The sequence below is a fragment of the Streptococcus sp. OH4692_COT-348 genome (assembly GCF_003859975.1).
Classification (GTDB): Bacteria; Bacillota; Bacilli; order Lactobacillales; family Streptococcaceae; genus Streptococcus.
This window is the reverse complement of record NZ_RQZB01000003.1, coordinates 34,611-47,609: the sequence shown is the minus strand read 5'-3', so window position 1 is coordinate 47,609 and position 12,999 is coordinate 34,611. Positions and strand designations below refer to the sequence as shown.

The 12,999-nt window shown below is 37.9% G+C and carries 15 protein-coding genes; 3 read left to right on the top strand and 12 right to left on the bottom strand.

What is annotated here, in order from left to right; genetic code table 11:
* Positions 1–79 precede the first annotated feature (79 nt).
* Complete coding sequence (locus EII37_RS02155; protein ID WP_124787446.1) at positions 80–742, bottom strand: ComF family protein; 663 nt, start codon at positions 740–742, stop codon at positions 80–82.
* Positions 739–2,037, bottom strand: coding sequence for a DEAD/DEAH box helicase (locus EII37_RS02150; protein WP_124787445.1), 1,299 nt, complete (start codon positions 2,035–2,037; stop codon positions 739–741). Before EII37_RS02150 ends, EII37_RS02155 begins: the two co-directional genes overlap by 4 nt.
* 56 nt (positions 2,038–2,093) lie before the next feature.
* Between EII37_RS02150 and EII37_RS02145 the strand changes: the two genes are divergently transcribed.
* The 3 genes from EII37_RS02145 (at position 2,094) to cysK (ending at position 4,211) form a co-directional block, all read left to right on the top strand.
* On the top strand, positions 2,094–2,729 hold the full coding sequence (locus EII37_RS02145) for a YigZ family protein (protein WP_124787444.1): 636 nt from the start codon (positions 2,094–2,096) through the stop codon (positions 2,727–2,729).
* A gap of 15 nt (positions 2,730–2,744) precedes the next feature.
* Positions 2,745–3,188: a PH domain-containing protein gene (locus EII37_RS02140; RefSeq protein ID WP_124787443.1), complete on the top strand. Its 444-nt coding sequence runs from the start codon at positions 2,745–2,747 to the stop codon at positions 3,186–3,188.
* A gap of 96 nt (positions 3,189–3,284) precedes the next feature.
* Entirely contained in the window at positions 3,285–4,211 is a 927-nt protein-coding gene (cysK, locus tag EII37_RS02135) for a cysteine synthase A (protein ID WP_124787442.1), read from the top strand.
* 121 nt (positions 4,212–4,332) lie between these two features.
* On the opposite strand, the gene tsf is transcribed toward cysK, so the two are convergent.
* From tsf to rodZ, 10 genes are all read right to left on the bottom strand, one after another.
* Complete coding sequence (tsf, locus tag EII37_RS02130; protein ID WP_124787441.1) at positions 4,333–5,373, bottom strand: translation elongation factor Ts; 1,041 nt, start codon at positions 5,371–5,373, stop codon at positions 4,333–4,335.
* Positions 5,374–5,451: 78 nt separating this feature from the next.
* Positions 5,452–6,231: a 30S ribosomal protein S2 gene (rpsB, locus tag EII37_RS02125; protein ID WP_007556349.1), complete on the bottom strand. Its 780-nt coding sequence runs from the start codon at positions 6,229–6,231 to the stop codon at positions 5,452–5,454.
* Positions 6,232–6,456: 225 nt separating this feature from the next.
* Complete coding sequence (gene pcsB / locus EII37_RS02120; protein ID WP_124787440.1) at positions 6,457–7,674, bottom strand: peptidoglycan hydrolase PcsB; 1,218 nt, start codon at positions 7,672–7,674, stop codon at positions 6,457–6,459.
* Between the two features lie 94 nt (positions 7,675–7,768).
* Complete coding sequence (gene mreD, locus EII37_RS02115; RefSeq protein WP_124787439.1) at positions 7,769–8,263, bottom strand: rod shape-determining protein MreD; 495 nt, start codon at positions 8,261–8,263, stop codon at positions 7,769–7,771.
* Entirely contained in the window at positions 8,263–9,081 is an 819-nt protein-coding gene (gene mreC, locus EII37_RS02110) for a rod shape-determining protein MreC (RefSeq protein ID WP_124787438.1), read from the bottom strand. The genes mreD and mreC overlap by 1 nt, the downstream gene beginning before the upstream one ends.
* A gap of 58 nt (positions 9,082–9,139) precedes the next feature.
* Entirely contained in the window at positions 9,140–9,934 is a 795-nt protein-coding gene (locus tag EII37_RS02105; protein WP_124787437.1) for an energy-coupling factor transporter transmembrane protein EcfT, read from the bottom strand.
* Positions 9,927–10,766: an energy-coupling factor transporter ATPase gene (locus EII37_RS02100; RefSeq protein WP_124787436.1), complete on the bottom strand. Its 840-nt coding sequence runs from the start codon at positions 10,764–10,766 to the stop codon at positions 9,927–9,929. The genes EII37_RS02105 and EII37_RS02100 overlap by 8 nt, the downstream gene beginning before the upstream one ends.
* Positions 10,751–11,578 carry an energy-coupling factor ABC transporter ATP-binding protein gene (locus EII37_RS02095; RefSeq protein ID WP_124787435.1) on the bottom strand — a complete coding sequence of 276 codons (828 nt, stop codon included), beginning with the start codon at positions 11,576–11,578 and terminating at the stop codon, positions 10,751–10,753. The genes EII37_RS02100 and EII37_RS02095 overlap by 16 nt, the downstream gene beginning before the upstream one ends.
* The gene (pgsA, locus tag EII37_RS02090) at positions 11,575–12,120 is read right to left on the bottom strand and encodes a CDP-diacylglycerol--glycerol-3-phosphate 3-phosphatidyltransferase (protein WP_124787434.1); all 546 of its coding nucleotides are present in this window, start codon (positions 12,118–12,120) and stop codon (positions 11,575–11,577) included. Before pgsA ends, EII37_RS02095 begins: the two co-directional genes overlap by 4 nt.
* Positions 12,121–12,130: 10 nt before the next feature.
* On the bottom strand, positions 12,131–12,958 hold the full coding sequence (gene rodZ, locus EII37_RS02085; protein ID WP_124787433.1) for a cytoskeleton protein RodZ: 828 nt from the start codon (positions 12,956–12,958) through the stop codon (positions 12,131–12,133).
* Between the last annotated feature and the right edge of the window lie 41 nt (positions 12,959–12,999).

Here is a 12,999-nt window from a genome sequence, read left to right as displayed (position 1 = left end):
ATGAGTACCTTCTTTCTAAACATTTTTGTTTTTCTGATTTCATTATAACGCTTTCATTTTAGTTTTGCAAATTTTTTCCTCATCTTACAAGGGAAAATGTTTTGACATCCTCAGCACCAGCCTCTTCCAACAGTTTCTTCACACGATTTATAGTTGTTCCAGTAGTGTAAATGTCATCTATAAGTAGGATTTTTTTAGGAATAGTAACTCCACTTTTAATAAAGAAAGGAAGTTCTGTCTTCAAGCGTTCTGAACGACTTTTAGAAGAACTGGCCCGCTCTTCTCTTTTCTCTAATAAATCCAAATACGAGAATCCTGCTGCTCCAACTAAACCTTCAACCTGGTTAAATCCCCTCTCAAGCAATCTTTCAGGACTTAGGGGAATAACTACAAATTGGTACTCTTTGTATTTTTTCAACTCCTCACTTAAAAATGAAGTGAACACTTTTCTTAAAAGGAAGTCTCCGTCAAACTTATACCGACTGAAAAAATCCTTCATAGCTTGATTGTAAGTAAAAATCGCTTTATGACTGACCTCAACTCCTTCTTTACACCAAAATTGACAATCTTGACACTTTGTTGACAACCCTGTTTTCATACAGTTTGGACAGTACTCTTCTCCAATTCTCTCAAAAGTAGAATCACAATCTAAACAAAGACAGGAAACATCATTCCTCAGAAGTAAGAGACTACTAAAAGTTAAAACAGCCTTCATAGTCTGCCCACACAATAAGCACTTCATAGACCCGCCTCCTTATTCATCTGCTGAATTTCCATAATTGCCTTCTTGATTGAAGTATTTAACCCATCATGAAAGAAAAGCAAATCTCCTGTCGGTCTATCCATGCTTCGCCCAACTCGTCCACCAATCTGAATCAAGCTAGACTTGGTAAAAAGGCGATGATTGGCCTCTACTACGAAAACATCCACACAAGGGAAGGTAACTCCACGCTCCAATATTGTCGTACTGATAAGTATTGTCAGTTCTCCATCTCGAAAAGCTTGTACCTGCTCTAATCTATCTTCTGTTACAGAAGATACAAAGCCAATTTTCTCATTAGGAAATTGCTCCTGTAAGATTTCTTTTAACTGCTCCCCTTTCTTAATTTCTGAAGCAAAAATGAGTAACGGATAAGCTGTCTTTCTCTGTTTCTCAATATAGGACTTTAACTTTGGTGACAACCGATTTTTCTCTAAATAGTGATTAAAATCCGATAACCAGACAGGTTTAGGAATAATCAACGGATTTCCATGAAATCGTCTTGGCAAGCTCAATCGTTTTAGATCTCCTATGCGAACCTTCCTATCTAACTCATCAGTCGAAGTCGCTGTTAAAAAGATTCTCAAGCCATTCTCCTTTACACTATTCTTGACAGCACAGTAAAGCGTGGGATTGTCAACGTAAGGAAAAGCATCTACTTCGTCCACTATCAGCAAATCAAAAGCTTGATAAAACTTCAATAACTGATGAGTTGTCGCAACAACTAGTGGTGTTCTAAAATAAGCTTCTGATTCTCCGTGTAACAAAGCTATCTCGCAAGAAAAATCCTGTTGCAGGCGCTTGTATAGCTCCAAACAAACATCTATGCGAGGACTGGACAAACATACTGCACCACCTTCATCAATCACTTTGGCCACTACTTGATAAATCATTTCTGTCTTTCCAGCTCCTGTAACCGCATGAACTAACGTTGGCTCCTGCTTGTCTACTGCTCGAATCAGTCCCTGTGATACCTTCTCTTGAAAAGGAGTTAATTTACCACTCCATTTAAGAACATCTTGCTTCGGAAAATCCTCCTGCGGAAAATAGTATAAAGATTGATCACTCCTAACTCGCTTCATAATTAAGCACTCCCGACAATAGTAAGCATCGATAGGCAAATACCATTCTTCTAGAATAGTACTATTACAACGTTGACAGAAAAATTTCCCCTTCTCCTTTCTCATTGCTGGAAGTTTCTCCGCTAACTGACGGTCCTCTTCTGATAATTCATTCTCAGTAAACAAGCGGCCGAGATAATTTGGATTTACTTTCATACTTCTTTATTCGTAAAAACCTAGCGCTTTAGATAATTTTTTAGTACAATTAAATCATGGAATTTAGAACAATCAAAGAGGACGGTCAAGTCCAAGAAGAAATCAAAAAATCACGCTTTATCTGTCATGCCAAGCGTGTTTATAGCGAAGAAGAGGCTCGTGACTTCATTACTACCATCAAGAAAGAACACTACAAAGCTACGCATAACTGCTCAGCCTTTATCATTGGAGAACGTAGTGAAATCAAACGTACAAGTGATGATGGTGAGCCCAGTGGTACTGCTGGCGTTCCCATGCTTGGGGTACTAGAAAATCACAATCTTACTAATGTCTGTGTGGTAGTGACACGCTACTTTGGTGGCATTAAACTAGGCGCTGGAGGATTGATTCGTGCTTACGCTGGTAGTGTTGCCTTAGCTGTCAAAGAAATTGGCATCATTGAAATAAAGGAACAGGCTGGCATTGCTATTCAAATGTCTTACGCTCAGTATCAAGAGTACAGTAACTTCCTTAAGGAACATAATCTCATGGAACTGGATACAAACTTTACAGATCAAATTGATACGATGATTTATGTTGATAAAGAAGAAAAAGAAAATATTAAAGCTGCACTGGTAGAGTTTTTTAATGGAAAAGTTACTTTAACTGATCAAGGTTTACGTGAAGTTGAAGTTCCTGTAAACTTAGTGTAAATAAAGGAGAAAAATATGGCATTTGGAAAATTCATTCAAGGACTCGCTGGTAACTTTAGCGAGCAAAACAAAGAAACTCTTATCAAAGAATATGGACAATATCTACTAGAAAATGAAGAAATTCAAAGTGGATATAAACTGATTCGTGACTCAATTATATTTACAAATATCCGTATTATCTTTACAGATAAACAAGGCGCTACTGGTCGTAAGATGTCTATTAAATCAATCTTTTTGATGAACGTTGTTAACGTGGAAATGGAAACTGCTGGAGCAGGTATAGATGATAGTGAAATTACTATTACTTATTTAGAAAATGTCTTTCTAAAAGCACATAATGAACATTTTAGTTCTCATAAATTTGAATTTCCTAAGAAAACGGATATCGTTCCACTTTATACATATTTACTAGAATTAGCCTACCACAATCGCTTAAAAATTAATGGCTTAGACCTATGATATAAAAAAATCCTATCGCTTCGATAGGATTTCTATATTTTACAAATGGTATAGATAGCGTTATACTAGAAATATCTTATACAAAGAGGTATCCATATGTCTATTTATAACAACATTACTGAATTAATCGGTCAAACTCCAATCGTTAAACTCAACAATATTGTGCCAGAAGGTGCTGCGGACGTTTACGTAAAGCTTGAAGCATTTAACCCTGGTTCGTCTGTAAAAGACCGTATTGCTCTTAGCATGATTGAAAAAGCTGAACAAGAGGGGATTCTGAAACCTGGTTCTACTATTGTTGAAGCAACAAGTGGAAACACTGGTATTGGACTTTCATGGGTAGGTGCTGCTAAAGGGTATAAAGTTGTCATCGTTATGCCTGAAACTATGAGTGTAGAACGACGTAAGATTATCCAAGCTTATGGCGCTGAACTCGTCCTAACTCCTGGTAGCGAAGGAATGAAAGGTGCTATTGCTAAGGCTCAAGAAATCGCTGCTGAACGTGATGGTTTCCTACCACTACAATTTGACAATCCAGCTAATCCAGAAGTACATGAAAGAACAACAGGAGCTGAGATACTAGCTGCTTTCGGTAAAGATGGATTAGATGCCTTTGTTGCTGGAGTTGGTACTGGTGGAACAATTTCTGGTGTTTCTCATGCACTCAAAACAGCAAATTCAAGTATTCAAGTTTTTGCAGTAGAAGCAGACGAATCTGCTATTCTGTCTGGTGAAAAACCTGGCCCTCACAAAATTCAAGGTATCTCAGCTGGATTTATTCCTGATACACTTGATACAAACGCCTATGATGGTATCGTTCGTGTAACATCAGACGATGCTCTGGCGCTTGGCCGTGAGATTGGTGGAAAAGAAGGATTCCTTGTTGGTATTTCTTCAGCTGCGGCTATCTACGGAGCAATTGAAGTTGCTAAAAAATTAGGTACAGGTAAAAAAGTCCTTGCTCTAGCACCAGATAACGGCGAACGTTATTTGTCTACAGCACTCTATGAATTTGAAGTGTAGTCTCCTAAATACACTTAGCCCTCATTATAGGGCTTTTTATTTATACCTTGAAAATAGGAAACTCTCCCTATAAGGATCTACTGCATAGAAAAAAGGAAGCCAAATTGCTTCCTTTTTATTATTAGTTATTCAAGGCTGCTGCCATTGTAGCTGCAACTTCAGCTTCGAAGTCGTTTGCAGCTTTCTCGATACCTTCACCAACTTCAAAGCGAGCAAACTCAACTACTGAAGCGTTAACTGATTCAAGGTATGCTTCAACTGTCTTGCTGTCATCCATGATGTAGACTTGTGCAAGAAGTGTATAAGCTTGGTCAACTTTAGTGTTATCAAGCATGAAGCGATCCATTTTACCTGGGATGATTTTGTCCCAAATTTTTTCTGGTTTGCCTTCTGCAGCCAATTCAGCTTTGATATCAGCTTCAGCTTGAGCGATCACTTCATCAGTCAATTGTACTTTTGATCCATACTTCAAGTGTGGAAGAGCTGGTTTGTTAACCATTGCACGGCTTTCGTTGTCTTGGTCGATTACATGGTTCAATTGTGCCAACTCATCTTTAACGAATTGCTCATCCAATTCTTTGTAAGAAAGAACTGTTGGTTTCATCGCTGCGATGTGCATTGACAATTGTTTAGCAAGTGCTTCGTCTCCACCTTCAACAACTGAAATAACACCGATACGTCCACCATTATGTTGGTAAGCACCAAAGTGTTGTGCATCTGTTTTTTCAATCAATGCAAAGCGACGGAATGAGATTTTTTCTCCGATAGTTGCTGTTGCAGATACGTATGCAGCTTCAAGAGTTTCACCTGAAGGCATTGTCAAAGCAAGTGCTTCTTCATTATTAGCAGGTTTTCCTTCAGCAATAACTTTAGCTGTAGTATTTACCAATTCAACGAATTGAGCGTTTTTCGCAACGAAGTCAGTTTCAGCGTTTACTTCAATAACTGCTGCAACATTACCGTTAACATAAACACCAGTCAAACCTTCTGCAGCAACACGGTCAGCTTTCTTAGCTGCCTTAGCCATACCTTTTTCACGAAGCAATTCAATCGCTTTTTCGATGTCACCGTCTGTTTCTACAAGCGCTTTTTTAGCGTCCATAACACCGGCACCAGATTTTTCACGCAACTCTTTTACAAGTTTAGCTGTAATTTCTGCCATTTTGATTCTCCTATATTTTTTAAAAATAGGAGAGCCGGGCTAAGCCCCGCCCTCCTAGGTAATTACTATTTGTATAAATTAAGCGTTGTCGCCTTCTACAACTTCAACGATTTCTTCAATTGAATCTGCTTGAGCTTCTGAAGCTGCAAATTCTGCTTCAACTGCTACTGCATCTTCACCTTGACGTCCTTCGATGATAGCGTCAGCCAATTTAGCTGTAATCAATTTAACAGCGCGGATAGCGTCATCGTTAGCTGGGATGATTACATCGATATCATCTGGATCAGTATTTGTGTCAACCATCGCTACAACTGGGATTCCCAATTTTTTAGCTTCTTTAACAGCGATTTGCTCTTTATGTGGGTCAACTACGTACATCACATCTGGGATACGAGGCATATCTTCGATACCACCCAAGAATTTTTCAAGACGTGCACGTTGTTTGTTAAGAAGTGCAACTTCTTTCTTAGGAAGAACTTCAAAAGTTCCATCTTCTTCCATACGTTTGATTTCTTTCAAACGAGCGATACGTTTTTGGATTGTTCCCCAGTTTGTAAGAGTTCCACCCAACCAACGGTGGTTGATGAAGTATTGACCTGAACGTACTGCTTCTTCAGCAACTGCATCAGCTGCTTGTTTCTTAGTACCAACAAATAATACAACTGCATCGTTAGCTGCTGCATCACGCATGAAATCATAAGCTTGGTCAGCGTATTTTACAGTTTGTTGCAAGTCAATAACGTGGATTCCGTTACGCTCAGTGAAGATGTACTTAGCCATCTTAGGGTTCCAGCGACGAGTTTGGTGACCAAAGTGTACACCAGCCTCAAGAAGTTGTTTCATTGAAATTACTGCCATGAGTATTTCTCCTTTTTGTTTTTTTCCTCTTCTTGACTTCAACTCGCAAAACGACCCAAAGGCAACTGTTTCACAATTCATCAAGAATGAGTATTATCGTTCACACGACAAGTTTCATTTTACCATACTTTTTCAATATTTTCAAGTGATTTTAGTAGATTTTTAAAGTAAGGTAACTATATAAATTATAAAAGAGACTCAAATCGAGCCTCTTCGTCTTATTCATTAGTTTGGATAGATATATGTTACAAAACCTTCTGAAGTTGTAGTAGGATTAAACCATCCACGTTTATTTCCGATTGTACGGTTTCCACCATAGTTTGATTCAGATACTTGGATACTTGTTGATGATGAAACAGCTGTAACTACGGCTACGTGTCCATATCCACCATCATTCCAACATGCAATCGCACCAACTTGAGGTGTAGATCCTGTACGGAATCCTGCAGCTGCTGCACTTGTAGCCCACTGTGCTCCATTACCCCAGTAGTCTCCAGCCCAAGGTGCCAATGTCTTAGCTCCCCATGTACACTCTCCTGTTGGATAACTTGAAGCATTTGTACTATATGTTGGACGATGTGTCACTGGCGCAGGAGTATAGCTTGTTGATTCTGTTGAAGCACTGCTTGAAGATGATTCAGACGAACTAAATACTGCTTGAACTTGTGCAGTGAAAGTTGTATTCCCAGAATCAACAACCGTTTGTTGTTGACTTGCTTGTTTAGCTTTATAAGCTGCTTCTGCTTCTGCTGCTGCTTTGGCAGTTGCTTCTGCTGCCGCTTTTTGATCAAGTAAACTTGCTTTTTCATCCTCAGCGGTAGCTTTCTCAGCAGCAAGGTTTAACTCAGCAACTTTCAACTCTGCTTGTTTAGTTGTCAACGCTTGTGCATCATCAGCAAGTGTTTGTTGATTAGCGATTACTGTGTTAATAGCTTCATTATTAGCAACTTGCTTTTCAGCAATTGACTTTTTATCAGCCTTTTGTTGTTCTAACATTTTATTATTAGCTGATACAATCTCACTCATAGCTGCAACACGTGAAATAGCTTCAGTAATTGATTTTGAGTTTACAATTGTGTTAATGTAGCTAGTCGCCGCCCCATTTGTTTGAGCACTACGAGCTTGCTTTTCCAACGAATCATTACGAGCAACAATATTCTTAGAAAGCTCAGTGATCTCTCCTTCAAGCTTTTTAGATTCTGCCTGTAATCTTTCATTTTCTGCTTGTAGATTAGACTGTTCTGTTTGAATTGTTGAAACTTGTGTTTGGATTTGATCTACTTGTTTTTGAGCTTCTTGTTGTTGTGCTGTTAAGTTACTAATTTTATTATCTTGAGCAGCAATTTTTTCATCAGTAGTCTCTGCATGCGCATTTGTTAAAACAGCTGCTTGAGAAACCATCACTGTACTTAGTAAAAGTGACGCTAAGATTTTTTTCTTCATATTATGTAGATACTCCTTCTATTTAAGACAATACTAGTATACCAAAAAAAAGACATAATAAATATTACGCCTTTATTACATTTGTATTTCTTTCTCATAGATAATATTTTTCAAAAATAAACTGGAAAATGACTATCCATACAAAATTCAAAATCATTGATGGAACTAAACTATAGACTATGAACAAAGACATACTATCCACAGTTAAACCTACCACTAATGCAAGTATATATGCCCCCATCTCAAATAGAAAAGTTATGACAATAATTGCCAACATTCTCGTCCAACGATTCAATAAAATAACGCTATTAAATTTATGGAGAAATACCCCCAACAAGACGAACAACAAAGTCGCAATCCCTATCAAGTGGAAAAAGTAAATGTCATAAACCAAACCCACCACAAAACAATAGGCTAAATAGAGATACTCTGATACTTCAATCGTCTCAAATAAGAGAAACAAAAATAGAAAATGACTAGCTAACTGTACATGGGGAAATAATGAGCCCAAAAGCTGGCTAATATGAGCATCAATTAGAACAAAGAAAGGAAGCAATAAAAACACTCCAACCCGCTTCAGCTGTCTCATTATGAATTCCCCACTAATTCTATCACACTCACATTATGAGTATCTGCACTCAATTTAACAGTTACTTCTCGTGTCAAATAGTCCGTACTATGCGTTGTGGCAACCACTTCACCAACAGGAATATCAGCAACATTAAAGTTTCCTAATCCACCCGTTGTCACCTTATCGCCTGCACTAATATCGCTATTACTATTTAATTGACTAATTTTAAGAACCTCATTTTCCTTGTCATAGCCAACAATAATCCCATAAATTGTTGTAGAACCATGTTGAATTTTAACAGAAATCTTATCAGCATTTTCCGTATTTGTCAGAAGGTTGACCATAGTAGAGTTATCCTCTACTTTTGAAACACTCCCAATCAAACCACCATTTGCAATGGCTAACATATTTTCAGAAACCCCTTTTGATTTGCCTGCATCCAGGGTCAATTCCTGCTTCCAAGATACTGGAGAACGCATAATAACATCTACTGCTAAAGTCTTTGTAGCTTGCAATTTGGACTTCATATCAAGCAATTGGCGCAGTTGTTCATTTTCTGTCTTTAAACTTTCCGCCTCATTTGATTTAACTTCTAATTGGTAAATCTGTTTCTTCAAACTTTCATTTTCATTATATGTTCGTGTCAAATGAGCCAAATCTGATTTGACAGAATCAAACCACTGAAAAGGGGTTTTTACAACTCTATCAACCAATGAGATTCCATCTCCTAATTTTGTCACAATTGTACTTGAATAAGTCGTCGCTAAGAGAGCGGACACAAGCAGAACAGTGACAAAAACAATAATGACATATTTTGATTTTTTAAAACGGTTCATATCCCTACCTTTATATCAAAAACTGTTACAGTAATTTTTTATCAATTCCTGAAAGCTACTAAGATTTTAAGAAAAATAAGCAACAACCAAGTACGAGAATAACAAGAATAGTCAGCGTATCCTTTCTAGTCCATTTCAGTTGTCGGTATTGACTTCTGCCTTTTCCCCCCTGATAACCACGCGCTTCCATAGCGATAGCCAAGGAATCTGCACGTTTTAAACTTGTCGCAAAAAGAGGAATCAAAATGGGAATCATAGCCTTCACCTTTTGAACAATGCTTCCTTCACCAAAATCCACTCCACGCGCTTTCTGTGCATTCATAATCCGCGTCGTATCATCCATCAAGGTCGGAACAAAACGTAGACTCATGGACAGCATCAAGCCAATTTCATGAACTGGAACTTTCACACGCTTTAAAGGTGCTAATAAAGCTTCGACAGCTGATGCCAAACTTAAGGGCATGGTCGTTAAGGTTAACAAAGTTGAAAAGAAAATAATCAATACAAAGCGACAAAAAATAATTCCAGCTTGTTGCAAAGCATAATCTGTGATTCTCACAAACGAAAACTCAAATAAAACATTTCCATTAGAAATGAAAAATAATTGAAAAATAGTTGTGAAGGCAATCAAGAAAAACATAGATTTCAAGCCCTGAATAAAAAATGAAAGAGATACTCCTGACAAGGCAATAAATATCCCTGTCGCTATAAAAAGAATTAGATTCGTCAAGGGATTATTAGCCCAAAAAACGATTAAAATCAGTAACATCATAGCAAGCAATTTGCTACGTGGATCCAATCGGTGAACAATCGAATTCCCTGGGATATAACGCCCCAAAATCATACTATCCATTTAGCGACTCCTTGAACTCCTCTATCTTAATCGGTAATCGTTTAAATGACACGTCTCTATCAGCCAATCGTTTACAAAAGGCCGTAATTTTAGGTACTCCCAACTGTACTTTTTCCATGAAGACAACATCTTGAAAGACATCACTCGGTTTCCCCCTTTTAACTAAACGTCCCTTTTCCATCACATATACCTGGTTCGCATATTCAGCAACATCATCCATCAAATGCGTTACTAAGACAATGGTCATCCCTGACTGGTGGAGTTTTTTGAACAAGTTCATCAACTCTTTTCTTCCCAGGGGATCTAGGCCTGCTGTGGGCTCATCTAAGACTAATATGGCTGGTTCCATGGCAAGTATGCCTGCAATGGCCACACGTCTCATTTGTCCACCTGATAGCTCAAACGGACTGCGATTAAAAAGTGATTCATCAATTCCAACCAGAGCCAGTTTCTCACGCGCAATCTGCTCCGCATCTTCTTCAGAAACTCCAAAATTTTGCGGTCCAAAAGCAACGTCTTTCAAAACCGTTTCTTCAAAAATCTGATTTTCAGCAAACTGAAATACCAAGCCAACTTGTTTTCTAATTTGACGAATATCTTTATTTTTAGAAGTCGAGGTGATTAAAGTATCAAAAACTCGCACACTCCCTTGACTTGGTACCAATAATCCATTTAAGAGTTGTAAAATAGTTGATTTACCACTACCTGTGTGCCCAATTAAAGCCGTATAAGAACCATCTGCAATCGTCAAAGAAACATCCGACAAAGCTGTTGAGGCTAAGGGTGTCCCTTCTTGATACGTAAAACTCACATTTTCTAGAGCAATTCCCATAGCTTATCCTCTAGCTCACTTTCTGTCAAATAATTTTCAGGTAAATCATAGCCATTCTGGCTCAAAGAATATTTTAATTGATTGGAAAAAGGATCGTCTAATCCAATTTGATCTAAATCATTTCGAGAGAAAAGTTCTCTTGGGCTACTGGTTGATTCAATTTCCCCTTTTTTCATGACCAATACACGATCACTCATGGCGACTTCTTCCAAATCATGTGTAATGGAAATGACCGTCATATCATAGTCTTTTCGAATTCCTTTTACTGTCTCAATCAGTTCTCTACGCCCCTCAGGATCCAACATACTCGTTGCCTCATCTAGAATTAGAATCGCTGGTCTTAGGGCTACAACACCTGCAATAGCAACACGTTGCTTTTGACCACCTGATAGACGCGCTGGCTCTCTCTTTTTAAAGTCCAACATGCCAACCAAATCCAGAGCTTCTTCCACTCTCTTTTTCATTTCTTGACGAGAAAGTCCCTGATTTTCCAAACCAAATGCAACATCATCTTCAACAGTCGCTCCAACAAATTGATTATCTGGATTTTGAAAAACCATACCGATTTGACGACGTATATTCCAAACATTTTCCTCAGTCAACCGTTGACCATCAATTACAATCTCTCCAGATTCTGCTTCCAGTAAACCATCAATTAATCGAACCGTCGTTGATTTACCGCTACCATTATGTCCTACAATCGAAAGCCATTCTCCACGTTTCACGTGAAACGTAATATCCTTCACATCATAGTACTCCTGACTTTCCTTATAGCGAAAAGAAAGATTTTTTACATCAATTATTGATTTCATTTCGAACCAAATGCCCCTTTAAATACATAGGCACTACCCTTGAAATAATCATAGCCAGAGTAGATAGTGAAAAACAAGGCTACATAAAGTAGAACTTGACCAAGCAAAGTCCAATGTAATAGCAAGAAAATAATCGCAAACATCTGGCTGAAAGTTTTAATTTTTCCAGGCATTGCTGCTGCTAAAACTGTTCCACCAATTTCAACCAATAAAAGCCTTAAACCTGTCACAGCCAACTCACGACAGATGATCACCGCAACAATCCAAGCCGGAGCCATACCCAACTCAATCAACATGATAAAAGCTGACATAACTAGCAACTTATCCGCCATTGGATCCGCAAACTTCCCAAAGTTGCTAACCACACTCCATTTACGAGCTAAATATCCATCTAAATAGTCGGTAATACTGGCAATAGCAAATATAATAGCTGCTACTATATGACTTTCTAGCGAATTTCCTATCGTTAAAATAAAGATAAAAATAGGTATAAAGAGAATTCGACCTATTGTTAAGAGATTGGGAATTTGTTCTTTTTTCATTCGTTTTTCCTTAATTTCTAGTAAAGGTTACAGTGATTTGTCCAGTTTGAGCTGTTAATTTCGATAAATCAACAGTCTGATTATCTACTGTTAAAGCAACACCTTTGACAACACCTAAAGTAATGGTCACAGGATTTTTTGTTGAAACTGCTGTTTCCGCACTTTTATTATCCGGTGATAAGGTCACACCACCCTCAAGCTCACTTTCTGAAACACTAACCCAACTTCTAGCATCTGAAACCGATAATTGCAATTTTGCAGTTTCCTTACTTGTTTTATAAGCGATTTCTACATAATTTCCTTCACCTAATACACTTATAACTGGTTCAATATTCAAAGAGCTACTTGATGAACCACTACTTGAAGATGGAGTTACAGAACTAGTCGAACTTGTTTCTTGGACTACACTATAACTAGACGTAGATGAATTCTCCGGTTGATTCTGGAGATAATTCCAAACATAATAAGTCACAAAAATGACAATCGATAGGGCAAAGAGTATAAAATAAAATAAAGGTAAAAATGATGTCTTATTTTTCTTACTGGAACGTCTCCTACCTGTAAACTCGTCTTCATCAACATCTACTTCCTCATAAGTAATCATGCCCCCATAATCATAAGCATCCAAGACAATTCTCTCATCTAGCTCAACTGCCCACGCATACTTTCTCAAAAAAGAACGAGTGTAAAATGGACTAGGAAGTTGATCAAAATCATCAGCTTCCATTGCCTCCAACATATCCAACTGAATTTCTGTTTTTTTGTGTAATTCTTCTAAAGTTAACCCTTGGTTGGTTCTAGCTAAACGTAAAACCTCACCAATTGTTTTTTTCCTCATACTTGTCATTCCTTCTTTCTAGTGTCGATTATGATAGGTTG